At 60.3% G+C, this 21,172-nt stretch carries 13 protein-coding genes and 1 pseudogene; 2 read left to right on the top strand and 12 right to left on the bottom strand.

Annotated elements, in window-relative coordinates:
• Nucleotides 1–4: 4 nt before the first annotated feature.
• Nucleotides 5–2,830: an RHS repeat domain-containing protein gene (locus tag VQ575_RS05070; RefSeq protein WP_325919190.1), complete on the top strand. Its 2,826-nt coding sequence runs from the start codon at nt 5–7 to the stop codon at nt 2,828–2,830.
• Between the two features lie 108 nt (nt 2,831–2,938).
• Here VQ575_RS05070 and VQ575_RS05075 read toward each other — a convergent pair.
• Nucleotides 2,939–3,103 (bottom strand): annotated as a pseudogene (locus VQ575_RS05075) (mannose-1-phosphate guanylyltransferase/mannose-6-phosphate isomerase); the annotation flags it as partial.
• A gap of 141 nt (nt 3,104–3,244) precedes the next feature.
• Here VQ575_RS05075 and VQ575_RS05080 point away from each other — a divergent pair.
• A complete protein-coding gene (locus VQ575_RS05080; protein ID WP_325919192.1) occupies nt 3,245–6,070 on the top strand; it encodes an RHS repeat domain-containing protein in 2,826 nt (941 codons plus the stop codon).
• A gap of 72 nt (nt 6,071–6,142) precedes the next feature.
• On the opposite strand, the gene VQ575_RS05085 is transcribed toward VQ575_RS05080, so the two are convergent.
• From VQ575_RS05085 to alg8, 11 genes are all read right to left on the bottom strand, one after another.
• The gene (locus tag VQ575_RS05085) at nt 6,143–7,594 is read right to left on the bottom strand and encodes a mannose-1-phosphate guanylyltransferase/mannose-6-phosphate isomerase (protein ID WP_039591531.1); all 1,452 of its coding nucleotides are present in this window, start codon (nt 7,592–7,594) and stop codon (nt 6,143–6,145) included.
• Nucleotides 7,595–7,705: 111 nt separating this feature from the next.
• Entirely contained in the window at nt 7,706–8,371 is a 666-nt protein-coding gene (locus VQ575_RS05090) for an alginate O-acetyltransferase AlgF (protein WP_039591530.1), read from the bottom strand.
• A gap of 14 nt (nt 8,372–8,385) precedes the next feature.
• Nucleotides 8,386–9,561 carry an alginate O-acetyltransferase gene (locus tag VQ575_RS05095; RefSeq protein ID WP_325919194.1) on the bottom strand — a complete coding sequence of 392 codons (1,176 nt, stop codon included), beginning with the start codon at nt 9,559–9,561 and terminating at the stop codon, nt 8,386–8,388.
• 11 nt (nt 9,562–9,572) lie between these two features.
• Nucleotides 9,573–11,138 carry an MBOAT family O-acyltransferase gene (locus VQ575_RS05100; RefSeq protein WP_039591528.1) on the bottom strand — a complete coding sequence of 522 codons (1,566 nt, stop codon included), beginning with the start codon at nt 11,136–11,138 and terminating at the stop codon, nt 9,573–9,575.
• 120 nt (nt 11,139–11,258) lie between these two features.
• Entirely contained in the window at nt 11,259–12,395 is a 1,137-nt protein-coding gene (locus tag VQ575_RS05105; protein ID WP_039591527.1) for a mannuronate-specific alginate lyase, read from the bottom strand.
• Between the two features lie 11 nt (nt 12,396–12,406).
• On the bottom strand, nt 12,407–13,858 hold the full coding sequence (locus tag VQ575_RS05110) for an alginate O-acetyltransferase (RefSeq protein ID WP_039591526.1): 1,452 nt from the start codon (nt 13,856–13,858) through the stop codon (nt 12,407–12,409).
• A 12-nt stretch (nt 13,859–13,870) separates the two neighbouring features.
• Nucleotides 13,871–15,463, bottom strand: a complete 1,593-nt coding sequence (gene algG, locus VQ575_RS05115; RefSeq protein WP_045156827.1) for a mannuronan 5-epimerase AlgG — start codon at nt 15,461–15,463, stop codon at nt 13,871–13,873.
• 26 nt (nt 15,464–15,489) lie between these two features.
• Nucleotides 15,490–16,974, bottom strand: coding sequence for an alginate export family protein (locus VQ575_RS05120; protein ID WP_039591657.1), 1,485 nt, complete (start codon nt 16,972–16,974; stop codon nt 15,490–15,492).
• Between the two features lie 5 nt (nt 16,975–16,979).
• On the bottom strand, nt 16,980–18,464 hold the full coding sequence (algK, locus tag VQ575_RS05125; RefSeq protein WP_039591656.1) for an alginate biosynthesis TPR repeat lipoprotein AlgK: 1,485 nt from the start codon (nt 18,462–18,464) through the stop codon (nt 16,980–16,982).
• A 15-nt stretch (nt 18,465–18,479) separates the two neighbouring features.
• The gene (locus tag VQ575_RS05130; protein WP_045156826.1) at nt 18,480–19,649 is read right to left on the bottom strand and encodes an alginate biosynthesis protein Alg44; all 1,170 of its coding nucleotides are present in this window, start codon (nt 19,647–19,649) and stop codon (nt 18,480–18,482) included.
• 35 nt (nt 19,650–19,684) lie between these two features.
• Nucleotides 19,685–21,166 (bottom strand): mannuronan synthase, encoded by a 1,482-nt coding sequence (gene alg8, locus VQ575_RS05135; RefSeq protein WP_411829929.1) that lies wholly within the window; start codon nt 21,164–21,166, stop codon nt 19,685–19,687.
• Between the last annotated feature and the right edge of the window lie 6 nt (nt 21,167–21,172).

A 21,172-nucleotide genomic window follows, 5' to 3' on the forward strand; every position in this document is an offset into this window, starting at 1 on the left:
ATGGATGGGCATGGATTATCGAACGCCAAGGCTGACCGTCGTGGACTCGCGTCGTTTGGTGATCTGTTCGGTCGATTATTGCCGCACTATTGAGGATGGCCCCGCGCAGCCGTATAACAGCCGAAATCTTTTTGACCTGGCGGGACGGGCAATCCGGCAGTGGGATCCGCGCCTCTGGGCCATGCAGGAAACGGATGAACGGGCGCCCGCCAATCTTTCAGCGGTTTATTCGTTGTCCGGCGCCACGCTGCATACGCTCAGTGTCGACGCGGGCACGCAGATTGACCTGCCGGGACTCGCCGACGAAGTTCTGCTGGGCTGGGACAGCCGAGGGACACGGCGCGACATCCTCTATGACGACTCGCTCCGCCCCGTCGCGGTATTCGAGCAAGGCAATGGGCAGCCGCGTCGGTGTACCGAACGCATGGCTTATGGCTATCCGGGCCAGGGCGACCAGGACCATAACCAGTACGGGCAATTGATCCGCCACGACGACACGGCGGGCACCTTGTCGCTGGCGTCCTTTACCTTGACCGGGCAAAACCTCACGCAGGATCGCCGCTTCATCCTCGATGCCGCTTTACCCGATTGGCCAGAGGCTGAGGCCGATCGCGAACATCTGCTGGAGCCGGGAGACGGCGCCGTTTCGACGTGGCGCTTTGGGCCGTTGGGCGATGTGCTGGAGCAGGTCGATGCCAGGGGCAATCGACAACGACAGCGCCTTACGCTCGATGGCCGGCTGTCCGGCAGCCAATTGCTGTTGGAGGGGCAAGTCGATTGGCAGGCGCTGGTGAGCGATATTCGCTATGACGCCGAAGGAAAAATCGAGCAGGAAACAGCCGGCAACGGCGTGCAGACTTCACTCACGTATGACCCGGAGGACGGACGCTTGTCCGAGCGCCAAGCCCTGCGCGCCGGCCAGGTGCTTCAACACTTGCGCTATGCCTATGACCCGATGGGCAACGTGCTGAGCATCGAAGACCAGGCCCAGCCGGTCCGCTACTTCGCCAACCAACGCATCGATCCGGTCAGTCGCTTTACCTACGACAGTCTTTATCGACTGATCGAAGCCACCGGTTGGGAGGCCGGTACGGCCAATCAAGGGCCCGACTCGCTGGGGCGAAGCGACCCGGCAGCGTTCAGCAACTATCGGCAAACCTACCGCTACGATGAGGGCGGTAACCTGCTGGAGCTGATTCACGTCGGTGCGCAAAGCCATGGCCGGGAAATCCAAGCGGCGCGCTACAGCAATCGCTGCCTGCCTTACCGCGACGGCATGCCGCCCACCGAGGACGAAATCGATGCTGCGTTTGATGCGCGGGGTAACTGCCTGGAACTGGACGCGGGTCGGTTGCTGGCCTGGGATCTGCGCAACCAGTTGAGGTCGGTCACGCCCATCGAGCGCGCCTCCGGGCTCAACGACAGCGAAGCGTATGTCTACGACGGCGGCGGGCCGCGGGCTCGCAAGCTTCGCACCCTGCAGACCGGCACTCGTACGTTGGCCGCCGAGGTGCGTTATCTGCCGGGATTGGAGCTGCGTGCTGACAGTGGCACGGGCGAGGCGCTGCAGGTGATCATCGCCCAGGGCGGGCTCAGCGAGGTTCGGGTCCTGCATTGGGAAAGTACGCCGCCGACTGGGGAAAACGATCTCTATCGGTATAGCGTTGCCGATCACTTGGGCTCGGTCGGCCTGGAGCTTGGCCAAGATGGGCGGGTGATCAGTCGGGAGCATTTTTATCCGTTCGGTGAAACGGCTTATCTGGCTGGAGAAGATGCGATCGAGGTCGGCTACAAGACCGTTCGCTACTCGGGCAAGGAGCAGGATGCGACGGGGCTTTACTCCTATGGTTTCCGTTATTACATCCCATGGTTGCAGCGCTGGGTGAATCCGGATCCGGCGGGGGCGGTGGACGGTTTGAACCTGTTTGTGATGGTGAGTAACAATCCGCTGACATTTGTGGATACGGACGGGCGCATAAAGGTAGAGGCGGCGGGTGATAAAGGAAGTGAAACGTCAGTTACACCCAGTGCTCCGCCGTTCAGGCCGCTGCCATTTATTCCCCAACCGCCTTCTGCGCCGGGGCCTCCTCCGCCACCGCCGTCTGCGCCGGGCCTGCCCCACCCGCCACCAGGGGCCGCTTCCCAGCAACCCGTCAAAAAAAAATGGGTCATTAAAAAAGACCCCGCGTTGTATAAGCAGCAAGGGGGCGAATACCCTTACTACTCGTCATTTTCAATCACCCTTCAGAAGCTTGGTATAGAGCATTACAGCCTGATTGCTGATAAGGATGAATTCGTAACAGCGTGGCGTGAGGTAGGAAATAACATGATCCCGCCTGCGAGAAATATAGATCATGAGAAAGCTCTGGAAGTCCAAAGTGTCATGGGGGAAATAGACTCAGAATGGTCCAGCTATCATCGAGCAGATGTGACGGAAGTTTTTCGCGGGGACTCGCCAGCCGTATTGAACAGCTACCCATGGCTTGCCGAATTTACAGAACGGCACGCTGACACCGCTACAGAAATAATGCTGGATTTAGAAATCACTTCTCCGTTGATCATGTCAACGGCAAAGGACCCAAGCATGGGGTATGTATCCGGTAAATCAATAATGTGGCACTTCGAGCTGGACTCTGGACATGCGGGGGTTTCAGAAGGGTTATATGCATCTGAGGGCGAAGTGACGTTTCCGATATACAACAAAATCAAAATAACTTCGTTGCAATTTATCCCGAAAGGAAATGCCTATATGGACGACGCAAAGCGATTCGGAACGGCGCATAGATACGTAGTAAAAGCCAGGATGTTGCGCCGTTCAGCATCAAGCTAAGCGTTGGATGGCCAGGAAATATAAAAAGCCCCCACCCAACCCACTGCGGATAGAGATGCAGTGGGCTGGATGGGAGCTTCTTGTACGACTGATCGGTGTTGCTGATCGTTACTGCGCGATGGTCTTCACCGACACGCCGCGTTCGATCGGCGTCGAGCGCCCATAGATATCCTCGAAACGCTCGATGTCATCTTCGCCCAGGTAGCTGTCGGACTGCACTTCGATGATTTGCGGCGGGATCTTGCCTGGGTTGCATAGGTGGTGAAGCCATGCATTGGAGCAATTGGGCAGCAGGGAAATTTCTTCCTTCTATACCGCCGGTCGCCACTGTGACATCTGACAGTAGGCAGTGGTGCTGGTCCTTGGCTTAGATGACGTGCAACAACCCTGGCGCTACGACGGGACACTGGATTGATGGGCATGGATCATCGAACACCAACACTGATTGTCTCCGATCCGCGTCGCTTTGCGGTTCGCTCGGTCGGCTATTGCCGCGGCCTTGAGAGGAGCGCCACGCAGCTGCGCATCAATCGCAATCTCTTTGACGTGGCGGGACGTGCGATTAAACAATGGGATTCGCGCTTGTGGGCCTTGCAGCAGACCGATGAATCGGCGCCGGCCAATCTCTCGGCGATTTACTCGCTGTCCGGCGCCACCCTGCTTACGGACAGCGTCGATGCCGGCATCCAGATCGGTCTGCCAGGCCTCGCCGACGAAGGCTTGCTGGGCTGGGATGGTCGAGGCACGCGACGGGAGACGCTCTACGATGACTCGCTGCGTCCCGTGGCGGTGTTCGAGCAAGGTGACGAGATGCCGCGTCGGTGCACCGAGCGCATGACCTACGGATATCCGGGCCAGGGCGATCAGGAGTACAACCAGTACCGGCAATTGATCCGCCATGACGACACGGCGGGTACCTTGTTGCTGGCGTCCTTTGCGTTGACCGGGCAAAACCTCAAGCAGGACCGTCGTTTCATCCTCGATGCGGCTTTGCCCGATTGGCTGGAGCTTGAAGCCGACCGCGAGTCCTTGCTTGAACCCGGCGACGGCGCCGTTTCGACGTGGTGCGTCGGCCCGCTGGGTGATGTGCTGGAGCAGGTCGATGCCAGGGAAAATCAACAATCCCAGAGCTTGACGCTCGATGGTCGGCTGTCTGGCAGCCAATTGCTGCTGAAGGGGCAGGGGGAGTGGCAGTCCTTGGTGAGAGATATTCGCTACGACGCCCAGGGGCGGATCGAACAGGAGATGGCCGGCAATGGCCTGTGGACCACGCTTACGTACAGCCCCGAAGACGGGCGCCTGATGGAGCGCCAAGCCGTGCGCGCCGGCCAGGTGTTGCAACATCTGCGCTACGACTATGACCCCATGGGCAATGTGCTGGGCATTGAGGACCTGGCCCAGCCAGTACGCTATTTCGCCAACCAGCGCATCGACCCGATCAGTCGCTTTGTCTACGACAGTCTCTACCAACTGATCGAAGCCACCGGCTGGGAGGCGGGCTCTAGCAATCAGGGGCCCGACTCCGTGGGGCGCAACGACCCGGCGGCGGTCAGCAATTATCGGCAAACCTATCGCTACGATGAGGCCGGTAATTTATTGGAGCTGACGCACATCGGCGCTCAAAGTCATGGTCGCGAAATCAAAGCGGCTCGCTACAGTAATCGCTGCTTGCCGTACCGCAACGGTGTGCCACCCTCGGAAGAAGAAATTGCAGCCGCGTTTGATGCGCGAGGTAATTGCCTGGAACTGGACGCGGGTCGGTTCCTGGCCTGGGACTTACGCAACCAATTGGATTCGGTTACGCCCATCGAGCGCGACTCGGGTCTCAACGACAGCGAGGCGTACGTCTACGACGGCGGGGGCCAACGGGTGCGCAAGCTGCGCACGCTGCACACTGGCACTCGTACGCTGGCCGCCGAGGTGCGTTATCTGCCGGGATTGGAGCTGCGTGCCGACAGTGGCACGGGCGAGGCATTGCAGGTGATCGTCGCCCAGGTTGGGCTCAGCGAAGTTCGGGTGTTGCATTGGGAAAACACGCCGCCGACCGGAGAGAACGACGCTTACCGATTCAGCGTTACCGATCATCTGGGTTCGATCGGCCTGGAGGTCGCCCTTGATGGACGGCTTATCAGCCGTGAGCATTTTTATCCCTTTGGTGAGACTGCTTATCTGGCTGGGGAAGACGCGATCGAGGTGGGTTACAAGACGGTGCGTTATTCGGGCAAGGAGCGGGATGCGACGCGGCTTTACTACTATGGTTTTCGTTATTACATCCCCTGGTTACAGCGCTGGGTGAACCCGGATCCGGCGGGGCAAGTTGACGGATTCAATCTGTTCCGGATGCTCAGGAACTGCCCACTCAGTTATAAGGACGACTCAGGCGGGAACAGTTTCCAAGTGACCGCTGACAATCGCTTCGATGTACTAAATGAGTCTGAGACAAAGGCGATGGATACGGGCAGCGTACTTATCGCCCGCGGGCTGGAGAAATTTCCAGAAGCAGCGAGGCAAAAGGTTGACGCTGCCTTCACGGAGGGTGAGCTCTGGCTGCGTGAGGCGATGAAGGCGCTATCCTCAAGCACGCTGAGTTCAAGCACCAAGATACTTTTCGAAAAATTTTTTGGAAAAGATGCTCTTGCCAACGAGAAGGGCACCGATGGTCTACGAATAGCCTTGCAAGAGAAGCTGAATGACTTAAGTAATTACCTGCGCGACCTCAAGGGGAGCGATAGCTGGAGGCTAGGGTTGGTGAAGTTTGGACGAGCTGGGGTCAATGGGGAGACGGCATATAACAACAGTCAACATCATAATGTATGGTTGAGTTTGGATCTGATTGAAAAATCACATGTTCTAGGGGTGGCGAGTACCTTGGTGCATGAGGCTGCCCATGCCATGTATGCTGGGGGAGGTCAGCATGTTCGGGACTTTTGGTATCTTCCAGAAACGTTGCCGGCGGACGCAACTTCAGAAGATATTGATACTTATCCCCTGCTCAAAATTTTAATGTCCGAGGATGTTGTAAGCCAGGGACCTATAGAGGAACGAATGAACCCCAGTGGTCGCAAAGCGTACGAAGGGACCATTAATGCTTCTCTGAAGCAATCGGGACAATCGCCTGCTAAGTCCCCAGAGGAACGAAGGACGGCATTCGTTAAAAATCCACGGGTACGTGTCGCTGTGATCATGCGTAATGCAGATTCATACCCCGGATTGTTAATGAATTTTCGAAGAAAGAACTAAAAAGCCCCCACCCAACCCACTGCGGATAGGGGACGCAGTGGGCTGGATGAGGGCTTCTTGTTCTGCTGATCGTTACTGCGCGATGGTCTTCACCGACACGCCGCGTTCGATCGGAGTGGAACGACCGTAGATATCTTCGAAACGCTCGATGTCGTCTTCGCCCAGGTAGCTACCGGACTGCACTTCGATGATTTCCAGCGGGATCTTGCCCGGGTTGCGCAGGCGGTGGACCGACGCGATCGGGATGTAGGTCGACTGGTTTTCAGTGAGCAGGAACACGTTCTCGTCACAGGTCACTTCGGCGGTGCCGCTGACCACGATCCAGTGTTCGGCACGGTGGTGGTGCATCTGCAGCGACAGGCACGCGCCCGGCTTGACCGAGATGTGCTTGACCTGGAAACGACCGCCCATGTCCACCGAATCATAGGAGCCCCACGGACGATAGACCTCGCAGTGGTTCTGGGTTTCGGTGCGGCCCTGGGCGTTGAGGGTGTTGACCAGTTGCTTGACGCCTTGGACCTTGTCCTTGTGGGCGATCATCATGGCGTCCTTGGTCTCCACCACGACGATGTTGTCCAGGCCGATCACCGACACCAGCTTGCCGTTGCCGTGGATCATGCAGTTGCGGCTGTCCTGGATCACGACGTCGCCCTTGGTGACGTTGCCGTTGGTGTCCTTGGCGTTGACTTCCCACAGCGATGCCCAGCAACCGACGTCGCTCCAGCCGGCCGACAGCGGCACTACGCAGGCGCGTTGGGTTTTTTCCATCACGGCGTAGTCGATGGAGTTGTCCGGGCAGCAGGCGAAAGTGGCGTCGTCGAAGGTGATGGTGTCGGCGGTCTGCTCGCTGCGCTCCAGGGTCAGCAGGCAGGTGTCGTAGATGTCCGGATCGTGCTTCTTCAGCTCTTCGAGGAAGCGGCTGGCGCGGAACAGGAACATGCCGCTGTTCCAGAAGTAACCGCCGGCTTCGACGAACTCGGTGGCGCGCTTGACGTCGGGTTTCTCGACGAAGTGCGAGACGCGGCTCACGCCTTCAGGCAGCAGCGCATCGTTGGTCGACTTGATGTAGCCATAGCCGGTTTCCGGCTTGGTGGCCGGTACGCCGAACAGCACCATTTCGCCACGTTCGGCGGCCACGGTGGCCAGGGCCAGGGCGCGTTGCAGGGCTTTCTGGTCTTCGATGACGTGGTCGGCTGGCAACACCAGCATCAATTCGTCGCGGCCTTCGTTGACCAGCATCATCGCGGTCAGGGCTACGGCTGGCGCAGTGTTGCGACCGAACGGTTCCATCAGGATGCGCTGGGCCTCCAGGTTCTGGCCGGACAGCTGCTCATTGACGATGAAACGGTGCTCTTTGTTGCAGACTACGATTGGCGTGTCCATGCCTTCGAACACCAGGCGCTCGAGGGTCTGCTGGAACAGGGTGTGTTCGCCGGTCAGGGCCAGGAACTGTTTAGGGAACTGCTTGCGCGAAAGCGGCCAAAGACGTGAGCCGCTACCACCTGACAAGATCACCGGAATCATGTGTGTTACTCCTACAAAATCGAAATGGTTTTAGAGCTACTGCGTTCTGTCGTTTCACTCTCTTGTTTTTGTTCCGTGCCCGGGCGGCCCTCAGGCCACCCGGGCAAATGATCAGCGGGTGGAAACCGGGCGCTTGACCCAGACCGGCGACAGGTTGCTACCCGAACCGGTCACATACAGCACGGCCGCTTCGCCGCGCTCCAGGGCGACTGGCTTCAGATCGCCAACTTTCTTGTCGCCTTCGAACAGGGCCAGGCTGACTTTCACCGGGTTGATTTCACGCTCGCCACGGCCCTTGGCCGCTACGTTCGGAACCACTTCGGTCTTGCCGTCGGCAGTCTTGAGGGTCAGGGCTTTGTCGCTGAGGTTCTGTACGCGTACCAGGGATTTCTGCTTGTTCTTGAACGGTGGTTCTTCGATCAGTTGTGGCTGGCCGCTGGCGTTGTTGACCAGGGTGTAATAGTGATCGGAAGCCAGTTTAACCGGTACGGTCTGGCTGCCTACCTTGGCGCTGTAGTCGCCGCCAGGCATGAAGCTGAAGTCGCTGCTGGCCAGTGGGGCTACGTCGCTGATATTGGTGCTGCCGACGGTGGCGCTGACTTCGGCGTTGCTGGCGTTGTAGACCCGCACGAAGCTCGAACCTTTTGGCGCGACCGGACCATAGAGGGCCGAGTCACCGGCGAAGGCCGAGAAGGAAAGGGCGCTCATGCTGGCGACCAGGGCAACGGCCTTGAAGGAGCGAGCAGCGAGACGGCGAGGAGTAGTGTTGAAAGTCATGGTGGACCTCTCTTTCAGTTTTGCGCCCGATCGGGCGTCTCGGATTGTGTGTTTGCAGCTACGTTCTGTTGGCGGGCGCCGGCTTGCTTGAGTTCGGCGACCCACTGTGGATCGGCGTCGCCGATCTCGTTGTTCACGGGCAGATAACGTTCAGGGAACTCCCAGATCAGCACCTGGGGCGGGCTGTTCTTGAAAGCGTCGCTCTTGAGGTAGCTGAGCATCGGCAGAATCGGGCCGTGGCCGTCCTCGGCGTAGTTCACAACATCACTGTGCAGGGCTTGCTTGAGTGCACCGACGAAGTTCCAGTTGGGGTTGGCGCTGTAGCTGGTACCGATCAGGGCCACAGGCACCTGGGCATCGGCGAACAACGCGTCCTCGCTGGCCGGCTGGTCATCGGCTTCACGGGTGTTGCGCTTGACCAGCGGCTCCTGGGCCGGCATCAGGTTTTCGAACAGCGGGTCCAGCGGCAGGAACTGGCGCAGGTCGCCCTTGTGGATGATTTTCTCCGCAGGCTCGGTGACGAAACGCTGGGGTTCACCGTTGAGTGGTGTGCGTTCGGCAATGGCCTTGGCCAGATGTTCCGCAGCAATTTGCGCGCCTTCCGGCGTCCAGTGGGTGTCGGTGCGCAGGAACACTTGCTGGCCGCTTTGCTTGGCCTGCTGCAGCGGGGCGAGCAGGTCAGGGGCGACGATCTTGTCCGCTGCCACGCGGGCATGGAAGTCCTGGTACAGGTTGGCGTGAATGCTCGAAGGCTTCACTTCACCCAGGTGCTCGGGATACAGGCGCGCCTTGGCCGGCACGATCGCCATGACCAGGTTGATGCCTTGTTCCTTGAGCTTCTGGCGCACGCCTTCGATCAGCGCGTAGTTGCCTTGCAGGTTCTGCTCTTCGTTGACGATCGGGTTGAACTCTTCGTCGCTGAACAGCCACTGGTCGCGGCCCAGGACCACGCCTTTGCGGCCTTCGTTGAACAGCTTGTAGTCCAGCGCGGCCCAGATATTGGTGCCCAGGCGCTTGATCGGGAATTCATCGTCGTAGTGCGTTTCCACGGCTTTGGCCCAGCGACCGTTGAGCACGGTCGCATCGGGGTTGGTGCTGAAGCCAAGGAAGCTGCGCATCGACCAGATACCCAGCGCCGTCAGGATCAACATAAACAGCGCGACGTAGAAGATGCGTAATGAGCGGGTCATGTCCGGATCCCTCAGAACTGGAAGTAAAGGAACGGCGAGAAGCTTTGCGCCGACAGTTTGAGAATCGAGGCGATGAACAGCACCAACACCAGGGTGCGCATCACATAGCGTGACCAGTCCACGGTCCAGTAGGCCGGTTGCACCTGGGCTTCTACGCCCACGGTGTAGCCGGGTTCATGGATGGTCGACGGGTTGTCGCCCGGAACAGCCTTGATCAGCCCCGGTTGCGCAGTGGCCGGGCCATTGGCTTCGGTGTCCATCTCAGGCTTGGCCTTGACCGGCGGACGATTGGTGTAGAAGTCCCGCAGGCCGAAGAAGGCGAGGGTGGCGTAGGCCACCACCAGCGTGGCGATCTGCAGGCCGGTGAGGTTGGCGCGGGTCAGTTCCGACAGCGACCAGTCACCGAAGCTGAACATGGCGCTGTACATGCGACCGGCCACGTGCAGGTTCTCGGCACGGAAGATTACCCAGCCCATCACCACCAGCAGGAACGTCAGTGCCCAGCGGATCGGGTTGATGCTGCGTGGCGTGGTGTTGATGCCCACCGCTTTTTCGATGGCCAGCCACATGCCGTGCCAGGCACCCCAGATCACGTAGGTGATGTTCGCACCGTGCCACAGACCACCCAGCAGCATGGTCAGGAACAGGTTGCGATAGGTCATCAGCGTGCCTTTGCGGTTACCGCCCAGGGTGATGTAGAGGTAGTCACGCAGCCAGGTCGACAGGCTGATGTGCCAGCGGCGCCAGAACTCAGTGATCGATTGGCTGATGTAGGGCTGCTTGAAGTTTTCCATGAAGCGGAAACCCATCATCAAGCCCAGGCCGATGGCCATGTCGCTGTAGCCGGAGAAGTCGAAGTACAGCTGCGCGGTGTACGCCAGGGCACCGAGCCAGGCGTCGCCCGTGGTCGGGTTCTGCAGGGCAAAGCAATGGTCGGCCACCACCGCCAGGGTGTCGGCGATGAACACTTTCTTGATGAAGCCCTGCATGAAGCGCGTGCAGCCTTCGGAGAACTTGTCCAGCGTGTGGGTGCGGTTGTTGAACTGGTCGGCCAGATCACGGAAACGCAGCACGGGGCCGGCGATCAGGTGCGGGAAGATCGCCACGAACGCCGCGAAGTCGATCAGGTTGCGGGTCGCCGGCGTATCACCGCGATACACGTCGATGATGTAGCTGATGGACTCGAAGATGTAGAACGAGATCCCGATCGGCAACAGCACGTGGGTCAGGATGAACGGGTTGAGCCCGAAGCTGGTGATGATTGCGTTGAGGCTGTCCACGCCGAAGTTGGCGTATTTGAAATAGCCCAGGATGGCCAAGTCCACGCCCACGCCGAGCAGCAGCCAGCGCTGGGCCGGTTTGGTGCGCACACCGGCGGCGCCGACTTTCAGGCCGATCCAGTAGTTCCACAGGGTCACGCCGGCGAACAGGGCCAGGAAGTCCACGCGCCACCAGGCATAGAACACATAGCTGGCGATCAGCAGCAGCAGGTTGCGATAGCGTTGCCCGCTCAGGTAGTACAAGCCGAGAAAGATCGGCAGGAACAGGAACAGGAACACATTGGATGAAAATACCATCCCGATCTCTCCTTGTTGAATCAACAGTCAAGGGCCAGAGCCCCCCCAAACCCCCCCATGAAAACCGGGGGGCATTGCATTTGAAACAGACCATTTCCCTGCCAGGCAGAGAGAAGGGTGTCAGCTTCCTTTTTCGCCTTTCTCCCGTGAGGGGTCGTACACCCGGGTCAAGTCACCGCCGAGGCGGAAGGTCTTGAACGGTTGCATCTCGTGCTTGCGTTCCAGCACATCCTCGGAGCAGGTGTAGAGGCTGCAGAACGGTTCGAGCCAGGCGAATTTCGAATCGATCTTCAGATCCTTCATGTCCTGCTCTTCGCCGTTCTTCTCTTCGAAGATGTCCGGGTCTTTCACCCCGGCCAGCACCCGGTCACCCAGTCGCTTGAGGGCACCGTTGTTTTCCTGACGCAGGTCCACGCCGTTGACCTGGGCGAAACTGGCGATCATCGCCAGCGGCGGCAGGGCATAGTTGTGGTAGGACAGGGCGCGTTGCTTGCGTTTGAGCTCGTTGGGCAGATAACCCTCGGCATCGACCTGGTTGACGCCGACCTTGTATTCCTTGACGGCCCAATCGAACAGGTCGCGGCGGTTGGTCGCCACGGACGTGGCCATGACCGACCAGGCGGCCCAGTACGAGTGGTTGTTGGTCTTGTCCAGCGGCAGGTTGTCCCAATCGCTGACCACCTGATCGGCCATCTTGCTGAACCAGCCTTCGATCAGTTGCGCCTGCTCCTGATGGTTCGCCAGCGGGCGCGACTCGGAGAACTTCAGGCGCACATAGGCCGAAGCCATGCTGCCCAATGCCCATTTGCGCATGGACTTGCCAGTGTGGTTGAAGTCCTTGGACATCAACGCATCGGCCTTGGCCCAGGCGGTCAGCCAGTTCAGCGTGCATTCCAGCTGCTCGGGACGACCGTCGCGCATGAACTGCATGACTTGCTTGCTGATGCCGCGCTCGATCTTGGTGATGTCGGCGGTGCTGTCGCGGAAGGCTTTTTCCGATTGCACGTTCAGCGTTGCGCGAGCCTTGTCGGAGCCCTCGTATTTGCTGCGAAACTGCAGCGAGCCGGTGTACGGGGTCGGCACGGCCTCGCAGCCCTTGCCGCCGTCGCCTTCCTTGACCTTTTCAATCGGTGCGAAGTAGCCCTGTGGCGGGCGCAGTGGAGCCGCGGCCTGCGTGGCCCCGGCGAACATCGCCAGGGTCAGCAGCGACGGCGCCAGCAGCGTTTTCAACGTTCGGGTGCGCATGATTCTGGTCATGAGACGAGACCTCATTGTCCGATTTGAGCCGTTTGTTGCTCGGCTTGCGGAGATGCGTTGCGTTTGCAGACTTTCGCTTCCACTTGCAGTGGCTCCTTGCCGGCTTCAGGTCCTTGGACTTCCAGCGCCAGGAGGTTCTGGGAAGCCCAGTCCTCGTCGGTGCGCAGTTGGAAGGCGAAACGTCCGTCGGTTTCGGAGGTGTTCGGTTTTTCGATCTTGATGTCCTCGTGGCGCCCATTCATGTACCAGAGGGTGGCTTGCAAGGTTTTCACCGAGGTGTCGGCGAAGCGGATGTCGACCTGGTGACTGCCGTTACGCAGGTCCATATTCTTGCTGTTGACCATCAATTCGTTCTTGCCCGGCTTGAGCTTGGTCTTGCTGCTCATCAGTGCCGGCTTGCCTTCGCAACCGTTGTTGTCCAGCAGCGCCATCATCTGGCGGTAGATGGTTTCCTGGTCCAGGCGATACAACGGCGAGAATTCCCAGATGAGAATCTTCGGCGGGTTCTTCTGGAATTCTTCGCTGCCCAGGTACTGGATCATCGCGCCCTCCAAACCGCCACCAGGGAAGGCCACGTTGAGGATGTCGGCGCCGATGGCTTCCTGCAGGAAACCGGCGAAGTTATAGTTCTTGCCGCTGTGACTGGTGCCCACCAGGGTGATTTGCGGATCGCTGGAATCACCGAACAGGTCGCCATCGCCTGCCTCGCCCTTGGGCTCGGTGGTGAACTGGTCCATGTATTGGATCGCGTAGCTGGTGCCGCACAGTTGCCCGGCCATGTTGTGCAGGGTGCCGGTCTTGCCCATGCGGCCGGACTTCTTGGTTTCGAACTCACGCTTGGGAATGTCGGCGAAGGCCGGGATCTGCTTGACCTTCTCGGCGACGATCTTCGCCGTGCGCTGGGCACCGTAAGGTGTCCAGTGCTGGTCGCCACGGAAATAGAAATCGTGGGCCGGCAGGGTTTCGGGCAGGTTCTCGTTGGTCAGCGGCGACAGGTCCGGCACGACGTAACCCATCTGGGCGAAACGGCCGAGCATGGATTTGTAGTTGGTCAGCGCTTTCTCGTAGTCGAACGCGGCCTTTTCCTGCGGGTTGAGCTTGTTGCGATTCACCAGGCCGCGGGTCGGCTGGTAGACGAGCACCAGCTCGACGCCTTTTTTCTTGAACGCATCGTGCAGCTGCTGCATGCGTTTGTAGCCGGCCGGCGTGGTGTTGAACTCCGTGCGCAGGTCTTCCTGGGTACGGAACAGCCAGTCACCCTGGGCCTGCACCAGCGTGGTGAAGTTTTGCTGGTAGCGCGTGGTGTAGTTCTTCGCGTCGTGGGCAGCCGGGCACAGGTTGCAGCACGGTTCGGCCGTAAACGTCGGTGCTTTGACTTCATCGGCGCGCGCGCCGCTTGCGGCGGCGAGAATGCCGGCAGTCAGGGCGGACAGGCCCAGAAGTTTGATCATGTGTGGGTTCATAAAGGTCATTCCTCAGTCCCGCATTTCGGTCTGGCGTTCGACAGGGTCGATCAGCACGGCTTTTTGCTGGCGCACCAGCAGGTCGAGGATTTCGTCCTGGCGTTCACCCAGGATCCCCGTGAAGCTGATGCCGCTGGATTTGGTCGGCGCGAGCATGGACACGCGGTACAGCTCGACGCTCAACGGCGAGTCGATGGACAGCGGGCCGCTGCCATTGCCGGCCAGTTCGCCGCCGACCACGATCAGCGAGACCTGGGCGTCGAACGGGTCGAGCTTGATGTCCCGGTCGGTGTCCGACAGGTCCTTGATGTGGCCGTAGAGGCCGGTCAGGCCGTTGGCCATGGACAGGTTTTCGTACAGGCGGATGTTCACGCTGTTACGAATCCGGATGCCGTGGCGGCGGTTGCTGATCACCTTGTTGCCCCACAGCAGGTTGTCACCACTCTCATAGAGAGTGATGCCGTCGGTGTGGTTCTTGTAGATCTCGTTGTAGGCGATCACGTTGTTGATGCTGTTACGGTCGATCACCAGGCCCGAGAGTTTGTTGTCGTAGCTGCGGTTGTTGAAAATGAAGCTGTCGTTGACCTCACGGGAAATAATGATCCCGTGCTTCTTCTTGGTCCCGTACACAGTGTTGTCGGCAATGATCAGCCGATGGGAACGGTCATGCGGGTCGATGCCGTAGACGATGTTGTCTTTGTAGGTATTGCCCTTGACCACGAAGTCATTGGTTTCGTAGCAGTAGAAGCCGTACCACATGTCCGAGAACTCGGAACCGATGATCCAGCCGGTCGGTTCCGGGCGCTTGAGGACCTTGGCCATGTTCGGCGTGTACTGGGAAATACTCACCCCGTACGACTTACTGTTGGCGTAGCCGAAGCTGGCCATCTTCGAATTGACGATGTAGGTCTCGGTGCCGCCCCAGGCCAGCAGGAACGGACGAAACTCATTGGGCGAACGGAACGTGGCGGGGCCGTTGTCCTTCTCGCGCCAGCCGGTGACCTTGGTGTCGCTGATGAACATCCGGCCATCGTTGACCAGGAACGAGCCGCCCTCTTGGGACAGGCGCAGTTCCTGGGTCTGCTTGTCGATCTCCAGGATGCCTTTTTCGCCCACGACAATCGGAATCCGTGCCAGGAACACCCCTGGCGACGTTTCCTTGAGGTACTGCTTGGGCACCTTCTTGACCAGGTCCTTGAGGTTCATATAGCCGTCATCGATGAAGATGGCCTGCGGGATGCCGTGCTGGCGCACCACCCACTCGGCCATCTTGTTGTCGCCGCCGATGAAGTCCTTCAAGGCGTTTTCCTGCATCATCCGCCGTACGCTGACCTTGCCGGGCTTGCTGCGCACGATCTTCGCCGCGACCGCTTCGGCGGTGTAGCCGGAGAGGTCGGGCAGGGTGGGCGCGGCCAGTTCCAGCGGTGCGGTTGGCGCGCTGCTGACGGTGTAGGTCTTGGCTTGTTGCAGTTCCTTGGCCACGTTGCCCGGCTTGACCACCGGTTCAACGTTGGCGAACGCCGACGAGCCGGCCAGCAGCATCGCCGCGGCCAACAGGCTGATCGAACCTTTCATCGCCTGGCTGTTCCTGAGGTAGCGGTTCATATCGGGCACTCCCATGGCCGTTCGCATCAGAAGCGCCAGATCACGTCGACAAAGGCGCGATGCATGTACGAATCGACCTCTTTGCCGTAGGCGTCGCCTGGCTTGAATACGCCGCCACGAAAGCGCACCAGCGCCGACGGCTCATCTATGGATTGACTCAGCGCAGCCGGCAGCAGGCCTTGCTTGAAGTACTTGGTGACCACCAGGTCGACTTCCTGGCCCAGGTCCTTCTCGCCATCGCGCAGCGGCAGGGTCGAGGTGGACAAGATGGCGCCGGTCACGTCGTCGGTGTTGTTTTGCACGGCATTGATGCCATTGCTGCCCACCGTCTTGTTGCCGTCGACGCGCCAGAACTTGTGGTACACCAGGCTGGCGTCGTATTCGTCGCGCAACTGCCAGGAACCGAACAGGCTGGCGCTCTGGGTGTTGGCCATTTCGCCGCGGAAGGCTTCGCCGAAACGATGGACGCGCGAGCGGGTGCCGGTGAAGTTCGAGCGGTTGCTTTGCAGGCCGTTCTGTTCGTAGTCCTCGCTGGCGCGGGCATAAGCCGCACCGACTTGCCATTGCGGGTCCAGACGCAGGCGGATACCCAGGTCGGTTGCCCAGCCGTCGACGTCGTCGCTGCGCTTGAGCTGTGCCGGACGGGTGCCGTCGGCGTTGAGCGGGTTGACCGTGTCGCGGTCGCCGGTCATCCCGGTGACGCTTGCCCAGTAATTGACGGTGTTGGTGTTGCGCCAGTTGTAGGCGTCGCTGTTGGCTTCCAGGCCGAGCCAGGTCAGGTCGCCATTCTGGGTCTTGTCCAGGGTGTCGATGGCCTGGCCCGGGATCGGGTAGTCGAGGCTGCCGTTGTCGTGGCTGTGGTGGGCGCGGATCCCGGCCCACTGGCCTGGCATCCATTGGTAGCCGACGTCACCGTAGACATGCATGCGATCCTCGTCCTGGGGCGACAGCTCCTTGAGGTCGGTGCGGTATTCGCTGAAACGTTCGGCCACGCCCAGGTTGGCGCGCAAAAGGGTGGTATCGAAGGTCCAGTTCAGGGCTTCGATGTTGGTGTCGCGCCACTGGCCGTCGTCATTGCGCAGGCGCTGGCGACCGAATTTCAACTGTTCGCCCGGATACTGGGTCAGGCCCCGGTAGCCGATCCAGAACTCGCGCATGGCCAGGTAGCTCTTCTTGGCCTCGCGGTCGCCGCTGTCGGTTTGTTGGGTCGCGTCATCCGACTGCTGCAGGGTGTCGGTCTCGATGATGTCGGTGGACGTCACGGCCTGGGCCATGGCGTAGGCGCTCCACGCGCCGCTTTCCCCGTAGATCCAGGGACGCAGGTCCAGGCCGACGCCGTTGACATCGCCACCGCGCTGGGTGCCAAGGTCGCGGTCATCTTCGGACTGGCCGGTAATCTTCACTTCAAGGCCGAAATTCTTGCTTTCGGTCAGCGCCGCCAGGGTCGGGCAGGACCACAGCAGGGCAAACGACAGGCCAATACCAGCCTGCACAAAAGGGTTGAGCTTCAAAAGCTTCATAGAGGTTCCTCGCCGTCATCTTCTTTTAGGGCTTGCAGTTCAAGCGTATCGGGGCTCATTGCGCCGCGAATGGCCTGCTCTTGTTGTAGCAGGCGTTGCGCTTGTGCAAGTTGTTCCGGCGGTAATTGCGCTTCGAGGGTCTGGGCAAGCTCGGTGGCCTGCGGGGTGTTCTGGACCTTGGCCAACTGGCTGAACACATAGGCGTTGACCGGGTTGGGCTTGGTGCCCTTGCCTTGGGAGAACAGCTGGGCAATGGCGTAGTCGGCGCTGTTCTGGCCGTTGCGGGCGGCCTTGAGCAGGTGATCCAGAGCCTTCTGCGAATACACCTGGCCCAGGTAGCCACGGCGATAGATCTGGCCGAGGTAGTAATCGGCGGCCACTTCGCGGCCCACGGCTTTCTGGAAATGCGCCTCGGCGACCTTGGCGTCGGCGGGCACCCATTTGCCTTCGTAGTACAGCTTGCCCAGCAACAGCTCGGCGCGAGGCTGGTCGGCCGCTCGGCCGTTTTCCAGGTACTGCATCATCTTGTCGACGTCACCCAGCTCGGGGAAATCGTAGAGCAGCTGAGCCAGGCTGACCCAGGAAGCTGGGTAGCCGGGGGCGATGCCTTCAAGCAGCGACTGGGCGGTTTTCTCGTCAGTCTTGCCCAGGCTCTGATCGGCCAGGACGCGGGCGACGCTGTCTACACGCTGGGCCGAGACCACGCCGCGGGCGTGACCGGCTTGCATTTGCTTGATCAGCTCGGCCTGCTGTTCCGGTTGGCCGCGTTTCTGATAGACCGTGGCCAGTTCGACGTAGCAGATGTCGGTGGTGGCCAACGCGGCTTTGCAGACCTTTTCCACTTCGTCCAGGTGCTGGTCGTAAGTGCCCTGGGTACGATAGAGCAGGATCTGCGCCAGGCCCGCTTCCGGGTAGCCGGCGCTGCGCCATTGGCTGATCTGCTGCTGTGCGTTGACGTTCGGGAAGCTGTGGGGATATTGCAGGTACAGCATCGCCAGCGGGATCAAGGTGCTGCTTTCACCGTTGGCGAAGGCTTTCTTCAACAGGCCTTCGGCTTCGTGTTTTTCCGCTTCGGTGGAACCGGGCTTGGCCACCAGCAGGCGACCCAGGCGAGCCTGGGCCCGTGGCGAGATGTCAGCCGCGGCGCGGTAGGTCGCCTCGGCCTTTCTCATCTGCTCGGGGTCGCGGCTATCCACCTGGATATCGGCCAGGCCGACCTGGGCTTCGCTGTAGCCCAGGTCTGCCAGTTGCTGATAGTTCTGCTGCGCCAGCGCCGTGTCGCCGCGCTTGAGGGCTTCGTTGGCCAGGCGCTGGTCGGGCAGGCCGGCGCAACCGGCCAGGCTCACTGCCAATGCCAGGGCACAGAGGGTTCCCACTTGGGAACGAGCTTGCGGCGCATCGTCCTGACCGCGTTGATCCTTTCGCGAGCAGGCTCGCTCCCACAGGGTCTGTGGGCTGTTCAGGATTTTTATAATGGTCACGGGCATATCCTCGACTTAAAGACCAACGGCCATGGCTTTGTCGATCAGCCAGTTCAGGCTTGGGCCACGATCGCTGACAACTTCCACCGGACGGCCGGCCAATGCGCTGTCGAGGGCTTCGTCAGGCTGGATCAGCACGCGGATATCGGAGGACAGGTCGGCGCTTTTCAGGCTGGTGCTGCTGACGATCTTGCCGGTGCGGGTGGTGTCTTCGCCGGCCACCTGGAAGCTGACCGGTGTACCTGGACGCACGTCGCCGAACTGACGATAGGAGAAGCGCGCTTCGACGTTGGCTTCGGCACCGCGTGGAACCAGTTGGAAGATCACGTCGCCCTTGCTGGCGTACTGGCCGTTGGAAACCAGTTGCTGGGCCACGATGCAATCGCATGGCGAGGTCAGGGTGCCGGTCATTTGCTTGCCGAACAGTTCTTCAACCTTGGCCGGCTGCAGTTGGTTGTCGTCCAGGTGACCCTTGAGCACGTCCAGCATGCTGGTGCTGAAAGTCGCCAGCGGAGCGCCCTTGGCGGCCAGGCCGTCGGCCTTGACCAGGCTCTGCACGGTGCCGTCGCGCGGCATGGTGATGGCCATGCCCGGTACGTTGACGATACCGGCCTGGGCGTGGCTGACGAAGTACATGCCGTACACCGACTTGAAGATGAAACCGAACGCCGCCAGGCCGACAACGAAGATGCCCAGGCTGAAGGTCACGGCGCGCAGGCGACCGAAGGCGCTCATGCCGCCGTTGTCGTCTTTCTGTTTGCGGGCCTTGGTGAAGTTGTCGCGCTGCAGGGTCGCCAGCACGTCACCGACGCCAACGATGTCGCCGGCCAGGTGCGAGGTGATGATGTGGCGCAGTGTCGAGATGTCACGCGGCTCCAGGTTCTGGAACTGGCAACCGGTGCGGCCGGTCTGGCGGTCGTAGGAACGGATCTGCAGTTCCACGTCCATGGCCAGGCCGAGGTTGTCGATCACGAACTGCAGGCGAGCCTTGTAGGTCTCGCCAACCTTGAGCGGCAGTTGGCCGGCGTTGAAGCACAGCCCACCGGCGGACAGGTCCAGGACCTTGACTTCCATGGGCGTACGGTCAGGGCCGAAGAAGCGCAACTTGGCCGGGATTTTGACCCGGGCGTGTTGGCGTTGGGCTTCGGATTCATGCACTACGTTGACGTTGACGGCGGTGTTCATAGGGGCGATTTCCTAGTTAATTCAGGCAAGTTCGGTCAGACCATCGTCAGCAGCACGGCGACAAAGATGCTGCCGGCGGAGAAGGTCATGGTCCGAGACGACCAGGTGTTGAACCAACGTTGAAAGCTGGCGAGATCACGGGTCAGGTGGGTGGGCTGGCGGGTCCAGGACTGTTGATCGAGGCGGAAGAACACATAGATCTTCACCAGCGCGCCGACGATCTGGTTGTAATAGAGAATCGCCGGGTAGGCCGGGCCGATCCGGTGTCCGGAGCACGACAGCAGCAGGGTCAGGAGCAACCGCGTGATGCCGATCCACAACAGGTACACCAGGATGAACGCGGTGCCGTACTTGACGCTGGCGATGATCGCCACGGTCAGGCCCAGCAGCGAAGTCCACATCGACACGCGCTGGTCGAACAGCACCACCGAAGTGAACAGGCCCAGACGCCGCAGACCCAGGCCCAGGGCCCGGGAGTTCTGCCGCAAGTTGTTGCCGTACCAACGGAACATCAACTTGCGACTCGCCTTGATGAAGCTTTTTTCCGGCGGATGTTCCACCGTGTTGATGGCCGCGTCCGGCACGTAGAACGTGTCGTAGCCCAGGCGCATCAGGCTGAACCAACTCGACTTGTCGTCACCGGTGAGGAACTTGAAGCGGCCCAGGCGCCAGTGTTGCAGCGAGTCGCTTTCCACGTCGGCGATGAAGTCCGGGTTGGTGACCACGGTCGCGCGGAATACGGACATGCGTCCGGTCATGGTCAACACGCGCTTGGACAGGGCCATGGAGCACATGTTGATGTGACGCTGGGCGAAACGCAGCTTGTGCCACTCGCTCATGATGTAGCCGCCGCGTACTTCGCAGAACTCGTTGGTGGTCAGGCCGCCGACGTTGCCGAACAGCTGGAACCACGGCACGGTCTTGCGCACCACGCCTTCGGCGAGGACGGTGTCGCCATCGATCACCGCGACCACTGCGCGATCGTCCGGCAGGTGGCGGGAGATGGCGCGAAAACCGTAGGCCAGGCCATCACGCTTGCCGGTACCGGGGATGCGCACGAAGTCCAGCTTGACGTGTTCCGGTGGGTTCATGCGAGCCCAGAGGCTCTTGACCAGCAACTCGTCGGACATTTCCACGATGGAGCAAACCACGGTGGTGGGCAGCCCGCACTCGATGGCTTCGCGAATCACCGAGCCATAGACCTGGGCGGTGGTCAGTGCGTCGATGCGAAAACTGGTGACCATCAGGTACACATGGGACGGGTCCGCCGCCTTGCCCAACTTGCGTACCTTGCGGCGCAGGTGTGGGTAGACGATGTACAGGAAGATCATGCCGCGCACGAAATGCGTCGCTCCCATGGAGTAACGCCAGATGCCCACGGCACCGATCAGGAAAATGAAATCCTTGGATTCGGAGTCGAACGTGGACGTGGGCAACGCCGTGGCGATGCCCATCAGTAAACTCAAGTAAAACAGCCAACCGGCGGCCTGAAGCAGGCCGTGCTTTAGCCTGTGCATAATCTG

It is taken from the genome of Pseudomonas frederiksbergensis (assembly GCF_035751725.1).
In the GTDB taxonomy this organism is placed as follows: Bacteria; Pseudomonadota; Gammaproteobacteria; order Pseudomonadales; family Pseudomonadaceae; genus Aquipseudomonas; species Aquipseudomonas frederiksbergensis_A.